Source organism: Terribacillus sp. DMT04 (assembly GCF_019056395.1).
GTDB classification, from domain to species: Bacteria; Bacillota; Bacilli; order Bacillales; family Amphibacillaceae; genus Terribacillus; species Terribacillus aidingensis_A.
Genome location: NZ_CP077639.1, coordinates 3366649 through 3391402 on the forward strand (window position 1 = coordinate 3366649; position 24754 = coordinate 3391402).

Sequence of the window (24754 nt, forward strand, 5' to 3'; positions counted from 1 at the left end):
CTTTTGGTCATTTTACTGACTTATAATAGCAGAAAAAGCCTATCTGTACAATAGATAGACCTAATCCTAGCTAAGTATCCGCTTTCAGTATGTTATCCACTTTTAATGTGTACAACCTGTGGACAAGTTCCTTATACACAGTATTCCACATACTATAAACAAATTATCCACACACTTATACACATATACACAATCGCAATTCTTTATTTAGTGATAAGAATACTTGTTCGCTACCAAATAGAGTATCTTATCCTCACTGAATCCACAAGTTGTGCATAACTAAAAAAGCAGCCGCGAATGGCTGCTTTTACTGCTCTTGTTCACTTAGAGTGACTGTTGTTTCTCCACGCTGCCCATCACGATAATACGTGACTTTCATTTTGTCTCCTATTTGCTTTTCCTCATATAGATGCTTTCGTAACGCTGTCATATCCTTGATTGCCTGGCCATCAAGTTCCGTAATAACATCCAGTTCTTGCAGCCCGCTTTGCTGAGCAGGAGATGACGGTACCAGACTCCAAATATATACACCATTCTCGATATCTTCCGGCAAACCTAGATGTCCTGTTCTTTCTCCAGCCGGAATCTCATTCAAAGAATAAGCCTCCACACCTAAATATGGACGTTTCACTTGGCCATTCTGCTCGAGCTGTTCCATGACAGGTACCGCTGAATCTACAGGAATAGCAAATCCAATTCCTTCAACGGATGATTCTGCAATCTTCATGGAATTGATTCCAATTAGCTGACCTGCCATGTTAATAAGTGCTCCGCCGCTGTTACCTGGGTTAATGGCTGCGTCTGTTTGCATCACGTCTGCCTGCCAATCAGATCTGCCATCTCCATTGAAATCCTGCGGAACAGTACGATTGATACCGCTGATAATTCCTTGTGTAACGGAACCAGAGAAACCTAGCGGATCACCGATAGCAATGACAGGTTCACCTGTTTTAACAGAAGAGGAATCCCCAATTTCAATTACCTTTTCCACGCGGGAAGCGTCCATCTCCAGCACTGCTAAGTCGGTAAAAACATCACTGCCTAGTAATTCAGCAGAGATCTCTGCGCCATTATGCAAAACAACATCCACATCTGTTGCCCCTTCGACAACATGATGATTGGTCACCACATAAGCTTTGTTTCCTTGTTTTTTATAAATAACACCAGAACCGCTTCCTGCAGTACTTTCTTCTTGAGAAAACAAAGCATCTCCTTGCTGAAGATTAACAACCCCTACAACTGCTGGAGATGTTTCCTCCACAATGTCGGTAATACCTGATTGAACATCAACACTTACATTCTGCAAACCAGTATCTTGATTCGTATCAGACACTTGCTGCACAGTTCCCTCTTGCTGCGACTGTGATTGATTGTTCATTGTCATACCATTTTGATCAAGTCCATACGCAACAAGCAATACAATACCAGCACCGATAATACCGCCTAAAATAGCTGGCAGCAGCCAATTTGGGCGCTTCGGCTTTTTCGGTTCTTTGTGTTGATCATCAAAGTAATCCATATGAGCCTCCGTTCCTGCATCTTTTGATATAGTTTATCTTTCCACCGTTTTGGAAATTTAAACTACTTGGAAGAGCGGTGTTGGCATTTTTGGATCTGTATCATGCAGTTCAATATGTTTTGTAAGGTCAAAGCCTCGTTCCTCTAAGATGTTACCTACTGCAAGACGAGCCAGATCCTTCATGTTATTATCGCGGCTTAAATGCGCAAGATAAATACGCTTTGTGTTGTTATCAATTAAATCGGTGAGCGCCAAAGCACTATCTTCATTCGACACATGACCTAAATCGCCTAAAATTCTCCGCTTTACGTTCCACGGATAACTTCCCATCTGCAGCATGCTCACATCGTGATTTGCTTCGAAGATATACGCATCAGCCTTCTCCACAATTCCCTTCACTCGTTCTGAGACATAGCCAGTATCTGTCACTAAGGCGACTTTCTTTCCTTCATGATGAAATGTGTAAAACATCGGTTCAGCCGCATCATGGGAAACACCGAAGGACTGAACATCCAGATCACCAAATGTTTTTGTCTCCTCCATTTGGAAGACAAACTTATGATCTAATGGTATCTTTCCGATGCTATTCTCCATCGCTTTCCACGTCTTTTCATTCGCATAGATTGGTAAATCAAATTTCCGTGCTGCCACACCTAATCCTTTTATATGATCACTATGCTCGTGCGTGACCAGAATCTTTGTGAGCGAAGCCGGATCAATCCCCGTCTCCTCTAATAAACGCTGCAGCTCCTTGCCCGTTAGACCAGCATCCACCAGGATACGCTCTTTTTCTGTTCCGATAAAAAATGCATTACCAGAACTGCCTGAAGCAAGTACGCTAAAGCTTAATGTCATGCTGTTTCACCTCTTATTGTGTATCTTCTGTCTCTGTTTCTTTCTCTAAGTCTAAGTTGTTTATAAACGCTGACTCGGTTTGCTGGCGTATATAGGGATTATTATCTGGAAGCATCAAATAGAAATAATGCTTCGTATTATTAACAGTGATTTTGTAAGCAGGTGTATAATTCGGCTTGGATGAAAGTTCAATAATCGGATAGAAGCCTTTCTCTACCTCAATTGTATCCCCGCGTTCAATATACTGCTTTGCTGTCAGCGCCTTCACTGCCTGTTTCTCTGAATAATGATTCACTTCCCAGCCTTCCTCGTTTTCACTCTTCTTAAAGTTTTCAATATATGTCTGTGTGTAGTCAGTTACATGATAGTCCTCATTAATTGTTACCATCAGCAAACTGTCTTCACTAAAATAAGTCTGTCCTTTATCGGTTTCTTGAAAGAAAAGCAATTCTTTTCCTTGTCGGCCCCAGTACGCATAATCTTCTCCATGCAGAACATATTCGTTAACAAAGCTGTTTAAGTCATCAATAGACTCTTTTGTTTCCTTATCAAAAGGCAGCTCAACTGGCAATTCTACAGGCTCTTCAAATGTTGCAACAAGCTCTGTGCCTGAATTAATGTCAAAGTTTATATTACCCGGAAGCTCTTCCAAATCTTTTGCTTTAAATTGCATCTTTGTTGCTTCGTACTGCTGATTCGTTTCCGTTTCCTCATCAGAAAGCTCTTGATACCCCTTTACACTTTCTAGTACAGATGCTGTAGATTCTGTTTCCAGTCCAATTTGTTCCGTCTCTTCCTGCGGAAACAACTGAATAACGAGATAAACATTCAAAACAAGGAAGGCAAGGATAAACGTCAGCTTAATCTTATTCCATTGCATCAGTCTGTGCCTCCTGCCGTATTGTCCCCTACTTCAATCCATCTTCCATCAACTTCAATATACCAGTATGGTGATAGCTTGTATTTGTAGATATCTGAATCAAACTCTTCTAACTGATAACCAACTGCAACATCTTGTATGTCACGAGAAATGTAATTATTATCTGAAATCCAATTCTTTACTTCCTGAGCTGTCAGCGTTTTCTCCCCATCTGGCCGACCTGACGTAGAGCTTATATTAAGCAATGTTCTTTCGTATCTACCAGGCTCAGGGTGACCATACTGCATTTGGATAGATAAGAGTGACAATTTATTTTGCTGAAATACCGGGTAGCCATCTAGTATCATCCGGAATTCAAACGTGAAATTCCCTTTCCCTGCAACATCATATAAACGGAAGTTATTTGTCCAACCTTTATGTGAATTGATCGCATGAATTGCCGCCTGCAGCTGCTCTGCTCTGCTCGCTGCTCTCGTGGAAGAAGTACGATTTGTATAATAAGTACCATAGTTTCCGTTATTGCTAAATTTCACAGATTCCAAGCGATTGGAGTCAATGTATTGATCGCCCAATGTGATTGGATCATCTAAATATATATTTGAAAATTCATCTCTGGACACTGTCTCACTGCGAACAACTCTGTTTTCTATCTGAAGATTTTGCGGCAGATAAATCTGATCCCAAGCATTAGATTGATTTTCAGCTAATGGTACAGCTGCTAATAAATCTTCCTTATCATTTATAACATCATTTACGCTGTTTACAACGGTTGCCGTGACAACATTTTCTAGAGGATTATCCAAAGTCTCGTTTAGAAAGATCAGCGTAGTGGTGTTATCATCATTATTGGATAGGTATATTCTTGTGAATTCACCGTTTACCAGACTGCTTGTATCACTATTTGTCCCTTCTACCTGAAATAAGGTATTCAGCTGCGAATACGAGATTGTTACTGGATATACAAGTTCTATACTCGTATCGGGTATACTCGATAATTCACTTTGTTTCAGATTAGTCAGCGTCCATTCCGACAATCCATTCACAAAAGCCTCTTCTGTATCGTCTTTTGATGCGAAGACAAAGTGGTTATTCTCTTCATTGATATATACGTGGCTCGGTCTTACCAAGTCTGCAAGCTGTTTCTCTGTTCCATCTAAAGTCTGCGGCTCTTCCGTAATTAGATTATCTGATTCAAAACCGTTTGACTGAAATGTCCATACAAAAGCTGTTAACACCAAGCTAAGTGCCACAAGAATGACAAGTAAAATTGTATTAAATGTTTCCAGCTTCATCGCAGCTCACCCCTTTTCCGATTAAGCGGAATGGTGAAGAGCACAGTTGTACCTCTTCCTTCCTTGCTTTCAGCCCAAATCACCCCGTGGTGCGCATCAACAAGATCTTTCGCAATCGCTAAACCTAGTCCAGTACCACCTAGTTTACGTGTACGTGCTTTGTCTGTTCGGTAAAAACGCTCGAATATCTTGTCTAGTTTTTCATGCGCAATACCCATTCCTTCGTCAGAAATGCTGATGAGAAGCTTCTGGCTATCCTTACGAAGACGGAAACGAATTGTCCCGCCATCCGGAGAATATTTAATCGCGTTACTGATGATATTATCCAGCACTTGCATCATCTTATCTTGATCAACCGATACAATTGCTTCATCCTTCGGCAAATAGCGTTCAAAGTGAATATCCTCACGCTTGTTCATATCAAATCGGTCAATCACATGATGGAAGAATTCTGTAAAATCGATCCGCTGCCATTCCATCGTATAATTACTGCTATCCATTCGGGAAAGCTGCAGCAAGTCATTAACAAGACGTATCATTCGATCTGTCTCCTGTTGTGTTACATCAAGGAAGTGAGGGGCAATACCTTCGTCTTTCCATGCACCATCTGTTAATGCTTCTAAATAACTTCTCATTGTTGTCAGCGGTGTTCGGAGCTCATGAGATACATTGGAAACAAATTCCCGGCGCTCCTGTTCAATTTGTTCTTGCTCTGTCACATCACTGATTACAGTAATGAATCCGCTAATCTGCTCATATTCATCCTGCACAATCGAAAAATTACAGCGCAGAAGTAGATATTGATCATCATCACTCATATCAATAATAATGGAGCCTGTTTCTTGTATTTCTGTTATATCAACTATTTTTTCATTTAAGTTTAAAACCTCAATTAGAAATTGTCCGCGAACTTCTTCCGCACTGCGCCCAATCAGACTTTCTGCTGGCGCATTCATCAAGGTGATTGCTCCATTCCTGTCTGTTGCGATAACGCCATCTGACATATGGGAAAGCACGGAACTCAGCTTTCTGCGCTCGCCTTCTGTGCGCATATGTGCCTGCCGCAGTTCATCGTTCATATGATTAAACGTACGAGCAAGCTGTCCAATTTCATCTTCACCATATACATTCACTCGTTTTGAAAAATCCCCTGTAGCCATAACACGTGCTTGCTTTTGCATCTCTTTAATTGGCTTCGTTATTGCCCGGGCAATGAGAATTCCTAAAACGGCAGCAAATATCAATGCGATAAAGGTTGCTTGCAAGAAGATAATATTTGTACTCTTCAACTGACTATATACATCTTCTATTGATTTACGTACATAGATAATGCCGAGTAATTCCTCTTCTCCATTACTGCCTGTCCTCATTATTTCATCATAATATCGAAGCGTGCGATCACCGGTTTCTTCATCAATAACGATATTCGGTTGCTCTGAAGAAGGAAGAATACCATTATTGGTGATGGCCTGAATAATATTACTTTCTATTACACGAGCTCCTACCAAGTCCTGGCCGCCAGGTTCACTCGTACCTACCAGCTGTCTCTGGTTATCAATTACTTGTATTTTTGTATTATCCCCGTCGGAATAATTGACGAGCAGATCGGCAATATCTTCTTCTAAAGTTGGATCAGTAGGAGATCTTTCCTCTTCAAATTCCTGGACTAACGATTGATTCAGCCACTCAATATTGGACTCAAGTGAGACTCTGGTATTTTTAATAAGCTGATTCTCTAAGCTATTTGTAAAAAAGACGCCGATTAGCAAAAGTGCGATAATCAGCAGCAAAATATAAACCAGAACCAATTTCAGGCTCACCGATCGAAAGAAGCCTATTTTATTCATTGCTATTACTCCTGTTCAGGGCTGCGAAGATAATATCCTACACCCCTTCTTGTAATAATCCAAAGCGGGCTGCTTGGATTGTCTTCGATCTTCTCACGGAGACGGCGAACGGTTACATCAACTGTACGGACATCGCCAAAGTAATCATACCCCCATACCGTTTCTAACAAATGTTCACGTGTCATTACTTGTCCGCTGTGACGCGCCAAGTAATGGAGCAATTCAAACTCCCGGTGTGTTAATTCCACTTGCACGCCATCATTTGTGACTGTGTAAGCTTCTGGGTGAATAACAAGTTTTCCGATCTCGATATCTTTGTTTTCCTTGCTGTCTTCTTCTGGTATTTGTGCCTGTCTGCGAAGATTCGCTTTCACACGTGCAATTACTTCTCGGTTACTGAACGGCTTTGTGACATAGTCATCTGCACCAAGTTCCAGACCAAGCACCTTATCAATCTCTGCATCCTTGGCTGTCAGCATGATGATTGGCATATTGTGCGTCTTACGTACTTCCCGGCATACTTCATTACCATCTTTATTCGGCAGCATAATATCCAATAAAATCAAATCTGGATTCTCCTGCTGTACGAGTTCAACAGCCTCGTCACCGTCATAGGCACAGACTACCTCGTATCCTTCTTTTTCTAAGTTGAATTTCAATATATCAGCGATTGGTTTCTCGTCATCGACCACTAGTATCTTATGGTTCATCGTATTCCCACGCTTTCTCGTATAATTTTTATCTAAATGAATTACTTTTTCTTTATTAGTTTAGTTTGTGCATACTATTTCTATTTTACAGCAATTCGCAGAAAATGTCTTTGTACGGGGGGTCTCATGGGGTTATTTGGAAGTAAAAAGAAAAACCGCCCAACAGGACGATTTCTCATTTATCTTAACTATATACGCTTCTTACTTCATTTGTTTGTGTACGATCTGGTCCAACAGAGAAGATACTGAGCGGAATACCTGTCAGCTGTGAGATGCGCTCTAAATAATGACGCGCGTTAACTGGCAGCTCGTTCAAGTTGCGAACGCCTGTAATATCTTCTGTCCAGCCTGGCAGTTCTTCATAAACTGGTTCGCAATCAGCCAGTTCTTTCAAGCTAGCCGGGAAGTGTTCCATAATTTCGCCTTTGTAGCGATAAGCTACACAGATTTTCAATGTTTCGATACCTGTGAGTACATCAATGGAATTAAGAGAAAGATCTGTGATACCACTGACGCGCTGTGCGTGACGTACGACAACACTATCGAACCAGCCGACGCGGCGTGGACGGCCTGTAGTTGTACCGTACTCGCGGCCTACTTCTCGGATTTGATCACCAATCTCATCATGTAATTCTGTTGGGAACGGGCCATCACCAACACGTGTTGTGTATGCCTTCGATACACCTACTACATGATTGATCTTTGTCGGTCCAACACCAGAACCGATTGTAACACCACCAGCAATCGGGTTGGAGCTCGTAACGAATGGATATGTTCCTTGATCAATATCCAGCATAACACCTTGTGCACCTTCAAAGAGAACTCGACGGCCTTGATCAAGTGCTTCGTTTAGTTCAACGGAAGTATCTGTTACATACTTTGCAATCTGCTGACCGTAATCATAATACTCTTCTAAAATTTCTTCGACTGTGAATGGCTCACATTCATATACTTTTTCAAACAATCGGTTTTTCTCTTCCAAGTTTTGTTCTAACTTCTCACGAAAAGCATCTTTGTCCAGCAAATCAGCAATACGGATACCCATACGTGCAGCTTTATCCATGTAAGCTGGTCCGATACCCTTTTTAGTTGTTCCAATTTTATTTGCACCTTTCGCCTCTTCCTGCAGTTCATCTAATTTTAGATGATACGGAAGAATAACATGCGCTCGGTTTGAAATAACCAGATTATCTGTGCTGACGTTACGTTCGTGCAAATATTCCAATTCTTCAATCAATGCTTTTGGATCAATAACCATCCCATTACCTAATACACATTTCTTTTCTGAGAAAAAGATACCGGATGGAATTAAGTGAAGTTTATATGTGACATCATCGAATTTAATTGTGTGACCTGCATTGTTACCGCCTTGATAACGCGCAACAACTTCGGCATTTTGTGAAAGAAAGTCAGTGATCTTTCCTTTTCCTTCATCTCCCCATTGGGTTCCTACTACGACTACTGAGGACATCTGTGTGGCACCTCCGCCAAATAAACTATTTTTAACACCTCTAAAGTTTATCAATCCCCAAAACACATGTCAATGATACATCCGAACAATTATTCACTACCCACCATATTCGTTCGTTAAAAAACGCCCTATCATCTGATAAGGCGTTTTTATTATGCAGGTGGTATATCACTTTCCGAATATCGGTGATCTAAATCTACGAATTTATTGTATTCTTTTACGAATGCCAGCTCAACTGTCCCAACTGGGCCGTTACGCTGCTTAGCAAGAATAATTTCAATGATATTCTGTTTCTCTGATTCTTTGTCGTAATAATCGTCTCGATAGAGGAAGCCAACAATATCGGCATCCTGCTCAATACTTCCGGATTCACGTAAATCGGACATCATTGGACGCTTATCTTGACGCTGCTCTACTCCGCGGGAAAGCTGAGATAAAGCAATTACCGGAACTTCTAATTCACGCGCTAAAGCTTTCAGGGAACGGGAGATTTCCGATACTTCCTGCTGACGGTTTTCGCCTTTTCCTGAGCTAGAACCCGCAATGAGCTGCAAGTAATCAATCAGAATCATCCCGATGCCGCCTTCCTGCTTTAGACGGCGGCACTTTGATCGAATATCACTTACACGAATACCGGGAGTATCATCAATATATACACCCGCATTGGACAAGCTTCCCATTGCCATGGTGAGCTTAGCCCAATCTTCTTCCTGCAAGCTTCCTGTACGCAATCGCTGTGCGTCAATATTTCCCTCGGCACAAAGCATACGAGAAACAAGCTGCTCCGCTCCCATCTCTAAGCTGAAAATTGCTACATTCTCTCCTGCGTGGATGGAAACATTTTGTGCAATATTCAAAGCAAAGGCTGTCTTACCAACCGACGGACGGGCAGCAATGATGATTAAATCATTGCGCTGAAATCCTGATGTCATCTTGTCCAAATCCCGATAACCTGTTGGAATACCTGTTACGGAAGCACTTTGATGGTGCAGTTTTTCGATATTATCATAAACATCGATTAAAACATCTTTAATATTTTGGAAAGCACCGGAATTCTTACGTCCGGAAACTTCCATGATCGTTTTCTCCGCTTCATTCAGGACATCTTCTACTTCGTCTTCTTTCGCATAGCTTGATGTCACAATATCTGTAGCAGAGCGGATTAAACGACGTAATAAAGCTTTCTCAGCAACAATTTTACTATAATAATCAATATTTGCTGCTGTCGGAACGGCATTTGCTAGATCGCTGAGATATGATACTCCGCCGACCTCCTCCAACAGTTTTGCATTTGCAAGTGCAGTGGTGACAGTTACCAAATCAACTGGCTCACCTCTGTCAGACAAGCGCATCATTGCATCGAAAATGCGCTGGTGGCTGGCTCTGTAGAAATCGTCAGCGATTAACTGTTCGGAAGCTCTGGACAGTGCTTCTGGTTCTAAGAAAATTGCACCAATCACCGCTTGCTCTGCTTCTATATTATGTGGAGGGGTCCGGTCATTCCAGACTTCTTCCATCATGATTCCCCCATTTCTGGCATACTGCTTTTATTGTACCGAAATATCCCCCTTTTGTGTCAAAAGGGGGATGAAAAGCTATTGGTATTTTGCTGGAAAAATTATTATTGCTCGCTAATATGAACTTTAATTTTACCGGTTACTTCCGGGTGCAGTTTTACATCCAAGTCACGGTAACCAAGCGCACGAATCGGATCATCTAATTCGATTTTCCGTTTATCGATCTTGATTTTGTGTGTTTTTTTCAGCTCATCGGCAATTTGCTTGCTCGTAATTGATCCGAACAAACGGCCGCCTTCTCCGGATTTTGCTTTTACTTCTACAGTAATGCTTGCCAACTTCTCACTTAACTTCTTCGCATCTTCTACTTCTTGCTGTTCCAGCTGCTGCTGTTTATTTTCTTTTGCTTCCTGCACTTTTACATTCCCTTTTGTTGCAGGTGCAGCCAAGTTATTTTTAAGCAAGTAATTGCGTGCGTAACCATCTGGCACTTCTTTTACTTGTCCTTTTTTGCCTTTGCCTTTTACATCTTCCGTGAAAATTACTTTCATTCTTCATTTCTCCCTTCAACATATTCATCAACAATCCGCTGCAGTTCTTCTTTCGCTTCCTGTACGGTCTTGTCAGCAATCTGTGTGGCAGCATTGGTCAGGTGACCGCCGCCATTCATTTTTTCCATGATTACTTGTACATTCACTTGTCCAAGTGATCTGGCACTAATACCAATTCGTCCATCTTCACGTTCTGAAATGACAAAGCTGGCACTGACACCATCCATTGTCAGCAGTGTGTCCGCGGCTTGGGCAATCACAACCGGCCCAAACACTTGCCCTGCTTCGGCTGTCGAAATAGCGATGCCTTCCCGGTAAATCTCTGTATGTTCTATCAAATGCGCCCGCTTCACATACGTATCCAAATCTTCTTTCATAAAGCGCTGCACCAAGACCGTATCTGCACCCTTTGAACGAAGATTGGAGGCAGCATCAAATGTACGTGAACCAGTGCGAAGTGTAAAGCTTTTCGTATCGACGATAATTCCTGCAAGTAACGCACTCGCTTCTAGTGTAGAAAGTCGCAGCTTCTTAGGCTGGTAGTCCAATAGCTCGGTTACAAGCTCGGCTGTCGAAGAAGCATACGGTTCCATATAGACAAGCGTCGGCTTCTCAATGAATTCTTCTGCCCGGCGATGGTGATCAATAACGACAACATGCTCTGACTTGCTAAGCAGTTTCTCTTCTGCTACTAGTACAGGTTTATGTGTATCTACAACCACAACAAGCGTGTTCTTAGTCACTCGGTCCAGCGCTTCTTCCGGACTAATAAATTGCTCCCAAAGTTCCTCATCCGCTTGAATAGCTGTCGTTAACTTAGACACACCAGGATGGATATCTTGCTGATCCAATACAATATGTCCAGCTGTATCATTTGCTTCGGCAATCTTCAAAATTCCGATAGCAGCTCCAATTGAATCCATATCAGGCGCTTTATGTCCCATGATGAGTACTTGTTCACTCTGTTTAACCAGTTCCTTTAATGCGTGCGAAATGACACGAGCTCTTACCCTTGTGCGCTTCTCCATCGGATTTGTTTTACCGCCGTAGAAACGCACTTTACCGCCTTCTCCTTTAATCGCCACTTGGTCACCGCCTCGGCCAAGTGCAAGGTCTAAGCTGGACTGTGCAAGCTCTCCAAGCTCAGGCAATGACTGCCCGCCTGCCCCGACACCGATGCTTAAGGTAATTGGGATATTCTGATCTGTGATTAATCCTCGAATTTCATCTAGAATTTCGAATTTAGTTCTCTCTAAATCCCTCAAAATGCGGTGATTCAATACAGCAAGAAATCGTTCTTGTGAGGTACGTTTCAGATACAATCCTTTTTGGCGCGACCATTCATTCAATTGTGCCGTGACACGGGAATTTATTTGACTCTTAGCCGTATCATCTAAATTCTGGGTCATCTCTTCGTAGTTATCTAAAAAGATAATAGCTAAGACGGTTTGTTCTTCGTTATATAAGTTCTGTATCTCCAGCTGCTTTGTTCGATCAAACAAGTATAACAAGCGCTCTTCTTTCTTAATAACGGTCAAGAAGTCATAATCATCTAGCGTTATCCATACCTCGTTTTTCTCATCCTTGATTGCCGGGATAAGTGCTTCTGACAAATCATCCAGCGGCATACCCACAAGTGTATCCTCCGCAAATCTGTTCATATACGGGGTCGTCCACTCAATCTGGTAGTTTTCACTGTAAAGCACAATACCGATTGGCATTTCCAGCAGCGCTTCCTCACCGACCTTTTTCACCCGGTGAGACATCGTGGAGATATATTCCTCCGTTTGGTCTTGCATCCGCTGCTCCGTCACAATGCTGTAAAAGAAAGAAAGAGCCAGGAGTACTGTCAATGGCAGTCCAAGCTTCCATTCATAAAACCACACACAAACAAGCAGGACGACAGCAAGCGCATATGTCACGATCAAATGCTTACTTAATGTTGGTTTCTTAAATATCTCTGGCATATATGTCAGCTCCTAAACCTAAATTCCGCGACCATGCTATTTCTTGCTGCTCAGCCGTTCCCGAAGCCTGAATCCTATATCAATTATACCCAAAACGCGCACGAGATACAGCAGAAGAGGCCCTAAAAGGATACAGAATATAACAGCTAATATCGGAAATACCTTTGCTAGTTTCCGCTCATAAGCAAAATAAAACATAAACGAAAATCCTTGTATGATAAGCAATATTCCTGCAAACTCGGTGATGTTTACTACAAATGGATACAAACCGCCGTTTGGGTCTATATTGAACCAGCGAGCAAAGGATCCAATAAAGTAAATGAACAGCACAATAACAGGCAAGTTAAAACGGCGGAATGGCGGATACAAAATCTTTTCCTTCTGCTGCCGGTTATGAATCTTTTGCGCCAGCCATTGCGTTACGAACGCATACAAGAGAGAATAAATTGCAATCAAGGTTGGAACAAGAACGAAAATATAATCAATCATTTCGGTCACTTGTCCCCATCGTTCCTCAGGAATTGATCCACCCAAATTCTCCATTTGAGTGCGTACCTCTTGCATTGTTTCTTGCATGGTCGTCTGTGCTGTATCAATGATGTTAATGCCAGTTATTGCTTGCGTTAACACCCAGAAGATTGTCACACCAAGCGCATAACCTGCCGTTCCTTTTAGCAATGCTTCATAAGTTGATTGTTTACGATGCAGCGCATACCCCGTCATCGAGGCTCCGATTGCTATGGTTAGCGTAGTCAGTATACCCGCTGGACTCGCTATAATAGATAACAGCAGAATTGCTGCGGAAAAAATGAAACCTGACTTGATTCCATGCCGAAGCCAATACAATATAATTGGTACTGGCAAAGCACATAAGGCAAAAATCTTAATGAAAGGAACATATATAGCAACCAGCAGCAGTACAAGGTAAATTGCCCCCAGCATAGCTCCTTCCGTCAGTTGCCGAGCGTTTTTCATGAATCGTGACACCCCATTTAAATATGTAATGAAGCAAGTGTAGAAAAAGCACAGCTGCTTAGGCTGTGCTTGCGTTCGCTTGAAAGAGATGAAGGTGCACAAAATAGCCCTCTCATCTGAAGTAATGCTACCCACCAATTATACCCGAAAGCAAGTATGCAAACAAATGATTCGTAGGAAATAGAATGAGGCAAACGCAAACAGTTAATAGGACTATTTATAGGAATTGTCCTATCCGGTCAGCCAGTCTAGCAGTTAAGCCGTCAACATACATTCCTCATGCCTTTGTAAAATGAAAAATAACTGTTTATTTTTCTAAAACAAGACCTTATAATAGGTAGACAACCTTACATTAGATTTACATTAAATACTTTACACCTCATTAGTTACTAATGAGACGATTCTAAAATCGGCAGCATCGCGACAAGCATGCTGCCGATTTTTTCATTCCACATTTTTTCCACATATTTTCTACACGATCGAGAAGATATACAAGCTGACTGCGTGCTAAGATAATAATAAGATCAGAGGTTATAACAACAACAAAACGGGTATAGATGAAACTAACGAATATAAATCAACAGAAAGGGTAGGAATATCATGAAAAACAGTCGTTTTAATGTGATTCTTGCAGCAACATTACTACTGAGCAGTGTCGGTGGCTATTTGAACTCTATTCTTTAATATTTATTCTTCTTGAAGCTCTCCTGAAAAGGCAGAGCTTTTTTATTTTCCTCCATATAAGGCTTACCTTACAAATCTGTACTTGGAACATCTCATATAATATGTCAAAATATTTTTAACTTTATTGATAGGAGTGGAACGAATTGCTGACAGATTATCACGTACATATGGCAGAAACCGGCACTTTCACATTGGAATATATTCACGAATACCTTGAGGCGGCACGCAGCAAGGGAATTGAAGAATTCGGAATTTCTGAGCACGCATATTTCTTCCAGGAAACAAATAAAATCTTGTCCAATCCTTGGGTTGAAAACCGACGGACACTGCATTTTCAAGATTACCTAGCCTTCTTCGAAGAAATCAAAAAACAAAAACTCCCAGTGAAAATGGGTATTGAAATGGATTATACACCTGGTAAAGAAGCAGAAATAGCTGAATTTCTAGATCAACATTCCTTTGATTATGTGATAGGATCTGTTCACTGGATTCGCGAATGGGGAATTGATCTTGATATGTACAAAGAGGAGTATGAAAAAAGAGATCTGAAGCAAGTATATCGTGATTATTATGATCAAATTGTAACATTAGCTGAATCCAAGCTCTTCAGCTTTGTCGGCCATATTGACTTAATAAAGATTTTTGGCTACAAACCAGATGACCAAGCATTTGTAGAAGGGGAATATGACCGGGTTGTTAAAGCACTTGCGGAAAACGATACATGCATCGAAATCAGTACTGCTGGCTTACGAAAGCCGGTCGGGGAAATATATCCTGATCCGCTTCTTTTGCAGAAATGCTTTGATGCGGGCGTCGGTATTGTAATTAATTCAGATGCACACGCCCCTAAACATGTTGGTTATGCCTATTCCGAAGCAATACAGCTTGCCAAAAAGGTTGGCTACACAGAAATTCAGACGTTCGAAAAAAGACAGCGGAAAGCTGTACCGCTTGGCTGAAAAACTGCATAAATCCCTCGATTAGAGGCAATTTAGTGAATGGAGCTGCAGCTACTGCAAGCTCCATTTCTATGTTAGAAGCCCTTACAAGTCAGAATACTTTTTCTAGTTTCTATTTATAGCTGTATTTCCTATAATGAACTACATATCTTCATACATGCAATAAGGACAGAAAAGGAGTGACAGCATGAATCAACCAGAAAACGCAGCATTAAAGAAAGACATCGGACTTTTTCTAGGTTTATCTATTGTGGTAGGTACGATTATTGGTTCTGGTGTATTTATGAAACCTGGTCCCGTCCTAAGTTACGCTGGCAGCGCTGATATGGCCATGCTTGCCTGGCTTATTGGCGGACTTTTGACGCTTGCTGGCGGTTTGACAATTGCCGAAGTTGGTGTTCAAATCCCAAAAACCGGCGGGCTATATGCCTATCTTGAGGAAACATACGGCGAAATATGGGGCTTTCTTTGCGGATGGGTGCAGACCATCTTGTATGGACCAGCAATTATCGCTGCGCTAGGCCTTTATTTTGGGACATTAATGGTTAACTTGTTCGGCTGGAGTACGACTTGGACAGCTGGTGTTGGTATTGCCAGTGTCTTATTTCTTTGTATCATTAATATTATTGGAACGAAATTTGGCGGTATTGTACAACTGGTCACGACAATCGGCAAACTGCTGCCTATTATTCTTATTGTTATCTTCGGCTTTTGGAAAGGTGACGCAGATTTCTTTAGTGCTGTCCCGGAGGCACTCTCGGAGATAAATTTTGGTGCTGCTGTTTTGGCAACTTTGTTTGCTTACGATGGCTGGATCATGCTCGCATCTATGGGCGGAGAAATGAAAGATCCTGAGAAAACACTGCCTAGAGCAATGATTGGCGGTATTTTGATTGTTACAGCATGTTACCTGTTAATCAACGCTGCTATGCTTTATATTTTACCAGCAGCTGAGATTGTTAGCTTAAACACCAATGCGGCAAGCACCGCAGCGAAACTTGTGCTTGGTGATACTGGTGAAATTATCGTTAGTTTAGGGATAATTGTAAGCATCTTCGGCTGTTTAAACGGTAAAATTCTTACATTTCCGCGAATCCCATTTGCAATGGCAGAGCGCGGCCAATTGCCATTTTCAAATTTGCTTCAAAAAGTGCACCCTACATTCCAAACACCTTGGGTTGCAGTTGTTTTGCAGCTTGTATTGTCTGTCATTTTTATGCTTGTAAGCAATCCAGATAAACTATCAGAAATCAGTATTTTTACCATTTATCTATTTTATGTTTTGGCTTTTTATGCTGTTTTCATCTTACGAAAACGACATAAAGGAAAAGAACGTGCTTATAGCGTACCGCTCTATCCTTTTATTCCAATAGCTGCAATCGCCGGCTCTTTGTTTGTCTTAATCAGTACATTGTTCACAGACTTCCTAAGCTGCTTATTATCTATTGGAATAGCAGTTATCGGACTGCCAATATTTTATGCGTTGAAAGCGAAGAAGCGAGCAGAGTAATCTGCCCGCTTCTTTTCATATCGTAATAGCTGTTACATCAAAAATATCCGCCAGCTGCTTCAATTCTTGTACTTCTTCCGCCTGTGGTTCTTTATCGACCGTGAGCATCATAATGGCATCGCCGCCTTCATTAGATCGCCCTACTTGCATTGTTGCAATATTAACCGCGTACTTGGCAAGCAAAGTTCCCACACGACCAATAGCTCCCGGCTGGTCTTTATGGCGCACGAGCAGCATATGGCCCGCTGGTGTAACATCTACATAATAGTTATCAACCTTTACAATCCGCGCTCCTAGTCCATTTACTAAGGTCCCAGCCACTTTATGGGTGACGGAAGCTGATCTTGCTTCTACAGTTACCAGACTAGTGAAGCCTCTTGTGGTAGATGTTTTTTGTTCATTAATTGTTATGCCGCGCTTCTTAGCCAAATGTGTCGCATTGACATCATTTACATTTCCTAAGTAACGCTGCAGCAGACCTTTCACCGTATTCCGAGTTAACGGCGCAACCTCTTTGTCAGCTAGCTCCCCTGCATAATATACTGTAACTTCTTCAATGGCATCCGGCATTGTTCGTGCAAGGAATGCACCAAGCTTTTCAGCCAAATCAAAATATGGCTGGATTTTCCGCATTAATTCTGGTGAGACGGAGGAGAAATTGACAGGATGAATGGCTTGTCCGCCGCGAAGAATCTGCATCACATCCTTGCTCACATCAATCGCCACGTTCTCCTGCGCTTCCACCGTGCTGGCACCTAAATGCGGCGTTGCAATTACTTGCGGCAGCTCCAGCAATTTATGATGAACAGCTGGTTCCTCTTCAAATACATCCAATGCTGCTCCTGCCACCTTGCCGCTGATGATTGCTTCATATAACGCATCTTCATCAATGATACCGCCTCTGGCGCAGTTCATAATCTGCACGCCATCCTTCATCTTAGCAAAAGCATCTGCAGAGATCATATGCCGCGTTTCCTTCAGTAATGGTGTATGGACTGTTAGGAAATCACTAACTGCAAACACTTCGTCCAGTGTTCCATAAGCGATACCCATCTTGTCTGCACGATCCTTTGTTAAGAATGGGTCATATGCAACAACATCCATACGCTGTCCTTTGGCCCGATACGCAACCTCCGCTCCGATTCGACCCATCCCAACGATACCAAGTGTCTTTCCTTTCAATTCCACGCCAATATGTTGTTTGCGCTCCCAGCGTTCTTGTTTCAAAGCAAGAAAAGCTTGCGGAATATTACGAGCAAGGGACATCATCATAGCAACAGTATGTTCTGCAGCAGAGTTTGTATTCCCGTCAGGAGCATTGACAACAACAATGCCAAGTTCTGTTGCTGCTTCCAAATCAATGTTGTCCACACCGACTCCAGCGCGTCCAATAACTTTCAGATTCGGAGCTGCTTCCATAATTGCTCGTGTAACAGTCGTTTGACTGCGGACGAGCAATGCGTGGTAGTTTCCGATTTTTTCGATTAGCTCGGGTTCTGCTAATCCTGTGTCAACAGTCACATGGAAGTCATCAGCTAATGTTAGTGGAGCCATTCCCTCTTCACTTAACGGATCACTAATCAGCACATTGTATGTCATTATTTATTCGCTCCTTGCTCAAGATAGATTTGCTGGGCAGCCTGTGTACCTGCTCCTAGCGTTATCTGCTTTCCAATTTGCATGAGTCCAATTTCCACTGCACTAATGACTTGCAGCACATCTGCCGGAGAGCAATATCCCATATGTCCGATTCGGAAAATCTCCCCCTTCATATGTTGCTGACCGCCTGCAAACGCTAAATTGAACTCCTGCTTCACTTGCTTACGGAGCTGTTCAGCATCAAAATCTGCCGGTTTAATTGCTGTTACTGTCGGCGAAGCATATGTATCTTCTACTAGCAGCGGTACTTCCAACGCTCGGAAGGCAGCTCTTGTCATATCCCGCATTAAGCGATGTCGCGCATACACTTGCTCCAGCCCTTCTTCTTCCAACAGCGTCAAAACTTGCTCCAATCCAAACAGGATAGATAAAGCAGGCGTGAACGGGGTGCTGTCTTTTGCGATACCATCACGATATTTTGTCAGATCCAGATAAAAACGCGGCTGTGTGTTGGCTTCAATTACTTGCCATGCCCGTTCACTTACTACTGCAAAAAACATTCCGCCAGGCAGCATAAACGCCTTTTGTGTACCTGTAACGAGAATATCAATTCCCCATGCATCAAATTCTGTTTCCACACCTGCTACACAGGAGACGCCGTCTACGATAACCAATGCATCAGAAACTTCATGAATTGCTTCGGCAATCTCTTTAACTGGGTTCAGCACACCTGTAGAAGTCTCACAGTAGGTAACGAAGACAGAGCTGATTTCCGGATATTTTTGAAGTACTGCTTTAATATCTTCCGGATTTGCAGCTTCTCCCCATGTGACGTCTATCTGGTGAATATGCAGCTGATAAGCCTTCGCTATTTTGACGAAACGATCTCCAAAAGCACCAACTACCACAACCAAGACTTCATCACCAGGCTTCGCCGTATTAGCTACGGCCGCCTCCAAACCGGCAGTTCCGCTTCCTGTAACTAACAAAACATCTTGTTCAGTTCCGAAAACAGGCTTTAACCTTGGCTTAATGCGCTGCAGCAATGCAGTTGTTTCCGCACCGCGGTGGCCAATCATGGGCTGACTCATTGCCCGCTGCACACTCGGCGGTATTGGTGATGGTCCTGGAATACGTAGTAAAAGCTGATCTGGTAACATAGTTTCTTTTCCTCCTTGGTTTGTTAGATTTCTTCACAGGTAAAAAAGCCAATAAGAAAAGCCTTCCGCTCCCTTACCTGTTTGTAAGGGGCGAAAAGCTTGAATCTACTCACGCGGTGCCACCCTTTTTTACCGTCTGTGTCATTGCACAGTACAGCCTTCATTGAAGCTATGCGTAACGGGCATATACCGGACAAACCTACTTCATTCAGCCTGCCTATTCCGAAGTGCTGCCCTTTGCCGGATTATGCTAGTTTCCACCATCCACTAGCTCTCTTGGATAATCACTGTTCAAAGGTATGGTCTTCATCAACATAGTTGGTGTTTGGTTCAATTTTTTATTTATCATAGCAGACACACAGCTGATGTCAATATGTTTTCAAATAATTTTACCAAATGTGATTGTTCGGATTTTGCTGTATTCTGCTTCCTTATCGTTTTTTTGCTATACTGGAAAAAATAAAAAAAGTTGGAGGATTCATCATGCAAACCGAAGCAGCAGCCAAAAAGATAGCCGCAGCATCGTCAATCGCCATTCTGACTGGAGCTGGTGTATCTACCGCCAGCGGTATCCCCGATTTTCGTTCCACAAATGGTCTTTGGACAGCTGACGAAGCGCGGGAATATTATATAAGCAATCACTATTTTCATAAAGATCCTGAAGATTTTTGGAAGAAATATAAAGACATTTTTCGTGTCAAACTGCTGAAAGACTATGGCCCTAATAATGTGCATCGCTACCTCAAACGGCTGGAAGCAGATGGAAAACAAGTTAGCATTATTACACAGAACGTCGATGGCTTACACACACTGGCGGGTAACGAGCAAGTTATTGAATACCACGGCACGTTAAACAGTGCTACCTGTCAAAACTGCGGTCAATCTTATGAATTGGATTACCTATTACAAAATGATATACCTGCCTGTCAACATTGCCAGCATATAGTAAAACCAGATGTCGTCTTATTTGGTGATCCCATTACAGAGCATCATAAGGCAGAACGCGTTATCCAGCAGAGTGAATTAGTTCTTGTACTCGGTACATCCCTGCTCGTTAGTCCGTTTAACCTGCTTCCTGAATACGCCAGCTCCATCGGCAGGTCATCTATCTTAATAAATCGAGAACCTACAGTAATGGATCATCTTTTCGATATAGTCATTCATGATGATCTTTCGAAAATTGTACAGCAACTGCAAAAATAGCGAGTTCCGTATTAGGAACTCGCTATTTTTCATTCATATTTATAATGGTGTGCAGGCTTGGATTGTTTGATGAATAAGACGAACACAACTGCAGCTAGTGCGAATGCACCTGCAATCGTGAAAGCAAACTGAAAACCTGCTGTCATTGCCTGATTGGCATTCTCATTGGATACAGCTTGGCTGCCGCTGCTCATCAATGTGATAAACAATGCTGGACCAATTGCTCCTGAGATTTGATTAAATGCATTCAGAGAAGCACTGCCATGAGAATAAAGCTCTTCTGTCAGCTGATTGAGTCCTAAAGTTGTCATCGGCGTCAAGATGAGCCCAATTGCAAATGTAAAGCCAACATATAACAAAGTGAACTGCAGTTTCGTTGTATCAGTAGATATCGTCGTCATTAAACCAATCATCGCCACAAGAAGCACTGTACCTGTAATCGCAAATGGCTTTGGTCCGAACCGATCGGAAAGCCGGCCTGTAAGCAAGGCCATAATAGCAATCATAATTCCTCCCGGAAACAGGACAATACCAGAGTCAAAGGCACTAATTCCTAATGCATCCTGCATGAATACTGGCAGGAGAATCATTGCGGCAAAGAAGCACATCATCACGGTAATTGTCACAAGAATTGCCATCAAGAAGTTTTTGTTTTTATATGGGCGCAAATCTAACATTGGTGTTTTCAATTGGAACTGACGATAAGCAAAATAAGCAATCGCAAGCATGCCTACTAGTAATGCCCCAAGTACAATTGGACTCGTCCAACCTTGTGCACTGGCGCTGCTGAATCCAATTACAATAGAACCAAAACCGATCACGGCTAGAACAACAGATAATATATCAATCTTTGTACGCTTTGTCTCGAGCACATTACGAACATAGTATGCCGCAAACCCAAGCAAGATAAGTGTCAATGGCAATACGCTAATAAAGACGTAGCGCCAAGAAAACTGCTCCACTATCATTCCAGAGAATACAGGCCCGATAGCTGGTGCAAATAAAATGACAACCATCAGCAAACCTAACATAGACCCACGCTTAGCTAACGGCGTGATCGTAATAATAACCGTCGTTACAAGCGGGATAATAATCCCGGAACCAGAAGCCTGGATAACGCGTCCGATCAGTAAAACAGCAAAGTTAGGAGCGAAACCTGCAATCAGTGTTCCAATAAAGAAAAATGAAAGTGCAGTCAGCAGCAATTGCCGTGTCGTAAAACGCTGCATCAAATAAGCACTAATCGGAATAAGGATACCGATTGTCAGCATATACCCTGTAGATAGCCAATGTGCTGTTGTCGTTGGAATCCCCAAGGTCTCTTCTATATTCGGCAATGCAACATTCATAACTGTTTCGTTTATTAGTGCGATGAAGTTCCCCAACATTAAGACAATAATTAACGGAATACGGTTTTCCACTTGCACGTGTTTTTCGATTGGTTGTGTAGTAGCAGCCATATAGATGCCCCTTTCCTTCTGTTAGAATAAGAATCAACTTTTTCCATTATAGAAGTTTTGCTGTGAGATTCAAGCATCTTGTTTATATATGCCTTACACTGCCAAATTAATTATTTTCTGAAAACTAACCATAAAAAAAGCCCGTTGTGTAGGGTTAGTTTTGATAAAGTAACTATTAAAATTTATATACAAAAAAAGCGTCACCCAAAAGGATGACGCTTTTTCTTACTCGCTCACGTATGGCAATAGAGCCATTTGACGAGAACGTTTGATAGCGATAGTCAATTTACGCTGGTATTTTGCAGAAGTTCCAGTTACACGGCGAGGAAGAATTTTTCCACGCTCAGAAATGAAACGTCTTAGCAAATCAACGTCTTTGTAATCGATGTAAGTGATGCCATTAGAAGTGAAATAACACACTTTTCTGCGCTTCGCGCGACCACGACGTGCTGCCATGTTTGATTGCCTCCCTTATATTAAAATGGTAAATCATCATCAGAAATATCGATCGGTTCACCTTTATCTCGGAAAGGATCCTGATTATTGTTATTCTGATTTTGATTGTAATTATTGTTATTGCTATTGAAATTATTATTGTTGTTATTAAAGTTCGAGTTCTGATTTTGGTATCCAGAAGAACCTTGTCCGCCTCCTTGAGAAGCACCTTTCGATTCAAGGAATTGCACGCTGTCTGCAACGATTTCCGTTACAAAGACACGATTTCCTTCCTGGTTATCGAAACTCCTCGTTTGAACACGGCCATCTACGCCAACCAGACTTCCTTTGCTCATGAAGTTCGCCAGATTTTCAGCTGGGCGTCTCCATACAACACAGTTAATGAAATCTGCCTCACGTTCGCCTGACTGATTAGAGAAAGGTCGGTTTACTGCTAAGGTAAAGTTAGCAACTGCCACTCCATTTGGTGTATAACGCAGGTCCGGATCCTTGGTTAATCTGCCGACAAGTACGACACGATTTAACATCAGAACCCCTCCTTATTGCTCGTCTAGACGAAATGCCATCTGACGAATAATATCATCAGAGAACTTCGCTTGACGGTCGAATTCATTAATAGCGGCTTCATTGCCTTTTAGATTAATGACGTAGTAGTAGCCATCACGGTGATCGTTGATTTCGTAAGCAAGACGTTTCTTGCCTTTCTCGTCAACTTTCACGATTTCCGCGCCGTTATCAGTTAGGATTCCGTTGAAACGCTCAACTAGAGCAGTTTTCGCTTCTTCCTCGATATCTGGGCGGACGATGTACATGATTTCGTAATCTCTCATCCGTTTGCACCTCCTTTTGGACTTAACGGCCCTTATCTTTCATAAGAGCAAGGAGTAATCTTAAATACGTAATTACTCACAATAATAAATTATAGCAATATTATTGTCGTTAAGCAAGCTTATTTCGTATATTTGCAGATGAGGAACCGGCCTTATACGTTAAAACGGAAATGCATGACATCTCCATCTTTCACCAAATAGTCTTTACCTTCCAAACGAACTTTCCCGCGTTCTTTCGTAACGCTCATAGAACCGCCATCAACCAGGTCATCATAGGAAACTGTTTCGGCACGAATAAAGCCTTTCTCAAAGTCACTGTGGATGATACCAGCTGCTTGCGGCGCTTTGATACCTGTAGGGAATGTCCAAGCTCTTACTTCCTGCTCACCAGCAGTAAAGTAAGTTGCTAAACCAAGCAAGCTGTAAGATGCCTTAATCAGCTGATCCAATCCTGACTCTGGAATACCTAGCTCTTCGAGGAACATTTCTTTTTCCTCTCCCTCAAGCTCAGCAATCTCTGATTCAATCTTGGCACAAACTACAATTACTTGTGCTCCTTCATTGGAAGCAAACGCTTGTACTTTTGCTACATTTTCATTGGCAGATGGATCGGCAACTTCTTCTTCACTTACATTTGCGGCATAAAGAACTGGCTTGCTTGTCAGCAAATGCAGTCCCTTCACGATTCTTTGCTGTTCTTCTGTAAATTCTAGCGCACGTGCTGGCTGTTCATTTTCCAAAGCATCTTTCACTTTAGTTAGAACTTCCTGCTCAGCTACTGCTTCTTTATCTTTTTGACGCGCAAGTTTCTCTACACGCTGAAGACGTTTGTTAACAGAATCAAGGTCAGCGAATATCAATTCCAAGTTGATTGTTTCAATATCATCAATTGGATCCACTTTTCCGGATACATGTGTAATATTTTCGTCATCAAAACAACGCACTACATGAACAATCGCATCTACTTGACGGATATGGGATAGGAACTGATTGCCTAAGCCCTCGCCCTTACTTGCACCTTTTACGATACCCGCGATATCTGTAAACTCGAAAGCTGTTGGGATCGTTTTCTTCGGTTTGACAAGCTCAGTCAATTTATTTAAACGAGAATCTGGAACTTCTACAATGCCGACATTTGGGTCAATCGTACAGAACGGATAATTGGCTGATTCGGCCCCCGCCTGTGTGATTGCATTAAACAATGTGGACTTACCAACGTTCGGTAATCCGACAATACCTGCTGTTAAAGCCATGTAATCTTCCACTCCTTAAGTGTCCTGACCAGCTTTGATCGGACAACTGGTCATAA

At 42.1% G+C, this 24754-nt stretch carries 21 protein-coding genes; 3 read left to right on the forward strand and 18 right to left on the reverse strand.

Translation table 11 applies throughout. The features are described from left to right. Positions 1 to 307 precede the first annotated feature (307 nt). The 11 genes from KS242_RS17225 to KS242_RS17275 form a co-directional block, all read right to left on the reverse strand. Entirely contained in the window at positions 308 to 1519 is a 1212-nt protein-coding gene (locus tag KS242_RS17225) for a S1C family serine protease (RefSeq protein WP_217322463.1), read from the reverse strand. A 57-nt stretch (positions 1520 to 1576) separates the two neighbouring features. Next, a complete protein-coding gene (locus KS242_RS17230) occupies positions 1577 to 2374 on the reverse strand; it encodes an MBL fold metallo-hydrolase (protein ID WP_217322464.1) in 798 nt (265 codons plus the stop codon). Between the two features lie 13 nt (positions 2375 to 2387). Further along, complete coding sequence (locus KS242_RS17235; protein WP_217322465.1) at positions 2388 to 3254, reverse strand: two-component system regulatory protein YycI; 867 nt, start codon at positions 3252 to 3254, stop codon at positions 2388 to 2390. Continuing rightward, positions 3254 to 4546, reverse strand: a complete 1293-nt coding sequence (locus tag KS242_RS17240) for a YycH family regulatory protein (protein ID WP_217322466.1) — start codon at positions 4544 to 4546, stop codon at positions 3254 to 3256. Before KS242_RS17240 ends, KS242_RS17235 begins: the two co-directional genes overlap by 1 nt. Further along, positions 4543 to 6393: a cell wall metabolism sensor histidine kinase WalK gene (walK, locus tag KS242_RS17245; protein ID WP_217322467.1), complete on the reverse strand. Its 1851-nt coding sequence runs from the start codon at positions 6391 to 6393 to the stop codon at positions 4543 to 4545. The genes KS242_RS17240 and walK overlap by 4 nt, the downstream gene beginning before the upstream one ends. A gap of 5 nt (positions 6394 to 6398) precedes the next feature. Continuing rightward, positions 6399 to 7103, reverse strand: coding sequence for a response regulator YycF (gene yycF / locus KS242_RS17250; RefSeq protein ID WP_097039984.1), 705 nt, complete (start codon positions 7101 to 7103; stop codon positions 6399 to 6401). A 184-nt stretch (positions 7104 to 7287) separates the two neighbouring features. Next, the gene (locus KS242_RS17255) at positions 7288 to 8574 is read right to left on the reverse strand and encodes an adenylosuccinate synthase (RefSeq protein ID WP_217322468.1); all 1287 of its coding nucleotides are present in this window, start codon (positions 8572 to 8574) and stop codon (positions 7288 to 7290) included. Between the two features lie 152 nt (positions 8575 to 8726). Further along, the gene (dnaB, locus tag KS242_RS17260) at positions 8727 to 10091 is read right to left on the reverse strand and encodes a replicative DNA helicase (protein ID WP_217322469.1); all 1365 of its coding nucleotides are present in this window, start codon (positions 10089 to 10091) and stop codon (positions 8727 to 8729) included. Positions 10092 to 10195: 104 nt separating this feature from the next. Next, positions 10196 to 10642 carry a 50S ribosomal protein L9 gene (gene rplI, locus KS242_RS17265; RefSeq protein WP_217322470.1) on the reverse strand — a complete coding sequence of 149 codons (447 nt, stop codon included), beginning with the start codon at positions 10640 to 10642 and terminating at the stop codon, positions 10196 to 10198. Further along, positions 10639 to 12609, reverse strand: coding sequence for a DHH family phosphoesterase (locus tag KS242_RS17270; protein WP_217322471.1), 1971 nt, complete (start codon positions 12607 to 12609; stop codon positions 10639 to 10641). Before KS242_RS17270 ends, rplI begins: the two co-directional genes overlap by 4 nt. Before the next feature lie 36 nt (positions 12610 to 12645). Then, entirely contained in the window at positions 12646 to 13584 is a 939-nt protein-coding gene (locus KS242_RS17275) for a YybS family protein (RefSeq protein WP_217322472.1), read from the reverse strand. Positions 13585 to 14411: 827 nt separating this feature from the next. On the opposite strand from KS242_RS17275, the gene KS242_RS17280 reads away from it, so the two are divergent. Then, positions 14412 to 15227 carry a histidinol-phosphatase HisJ family protein gene (locus KS242_RS17280; protein ID WP_217322473.1) on the forward strand — a complete coding sequence of 272 codons (816 nt, stop codon included), beginning with the start codon at positions 14412 to 14414 and terminating at the stop codon, positions 15225 to 15227. Between the two features lie 187 nt (positions 15228 to 15414). Continuing rightward, positions 15415 to 16737 (forward strand): APC family permease, encoded by a 1323-nt coding sequence (locus KS242_RS17285; RefSeq protein WP_217322474.1) that lies wholly within the window; start codon positions 15415 to 15417, stop codon positions 16735 to 16737. A gap of 15 nt (positions 16738 to 16752) precedes the next feature. Here KS242_RS17285 and serA read toward each other — a convergent pair whose 3' ends face one another. Next, complete coding sequence (serA, locus tag KS242_RS17290; protein ID WP_217322475.1) at positions 16753 to 18336, reverse strand: phosphoglycerate dehydrogenase; 1584 nt, start codon at positions 18334 to 18336, stop codon at positions 16753 to 16755. Then, complete coding sequence (locus KS242_RS17295; protein ID WP_217322476.1) at positions 18336 to 19496, reverse strand: pyridoxal-phosphate-dependent aminotransferase family protein; 1161 nt, start codon at positions 19494 to 19496, stop codon at positions 18336 to 18338. The genes serA and KS242_RS17295 overlap by 1 nt, the downstream gene beginning before the upstream one ends. 483 nt (positions 19497 to 19979) lie before the next feature. Between KS242_RS17295 and KS242_RS17300 the strand changes: the two genes are divergently transcribed. Continuing rightward, entirely contained in the window at positions 19980 to 20699 is a 720-nt protein-coding gene (locus tag KS242_RS17300; protein WP_217322477.1) for an NAD-dependent protein deacylase, read from the forward strand. 29 nt (positions 20700 to 20728) lie between these two features. Here the strand turns inward: KS242_RS17300 and KS242_RS17305 are convergent, their stop codons facing one another. The 5 genes from KS242_RS17305 to ychF all read right to left on the reverse strand — a co-directional run bounded on the left by KS242_RS17305 (position 20729) and on the right by ychF (position 24698). After that, positions 20729 to 22159: an MDR family MFS transporter gene (locus tag KS242_RS17305; protein WP_217322478.1), complete on the reverse strand. Its 1431-nt coding sequence runs from the start codon at positions 22157 to 22159 to the stop codon at positions 20729 to 20731. Positions 22160 to 22384: 225 nt separating this feature from the next. Beyond that, entirely contained in the window at positions 22385 to 22615 is a 231-nt protein-coding gene (rpsR, locus tag KS242_RS17310; RefSeq protein ID WP_077306011.1) for a 30S ribosomal protein S18, read from the reverse strand. Positions 22616 to 22635: 20 nt separating this feature from the next. Then, on the reverse strand, positions 22636 to 23142 hold the full coding sequence (ssb, locus tag KS242_RS17315; RefSeq protein WP_217322479.1) for a single-stranded DNA-binding protein: 507 nt from the start codon (positions 23140 to 23142) through the stop codon (positions 22636 to 22638). Between the two features lie 12 nt (positions 23143 to 23154). Continuing rightward, the gene (rpsF, locus tag KS242_RS17320; RefSeq protein WP_217322480.1) at positions 23155 to 23445 is read right to left on the reverse strand and encodes a 30S ribosomal protein S6; all 291 of its coding nucleotides are present in this window, start codon (positions 23443 to 23445) and stop codon (positions 23155 to 23157) included. A gap of 152 nt (positions 23446 to 23597) precedes the next feature. Next, positions 23598 to 24698, reverse strand: a complete 1101-nt coding sequence (gene ychF / locus KS242_RS17325; protein WP_217322481.1) for a redox-regulated ATPase YchF — start codon at positions 24696 to 24698, stop codon at positions 23598 to 23600. Between the last annotated feature and the right edge of the window lie 56 nt (positions 24699 to 24754).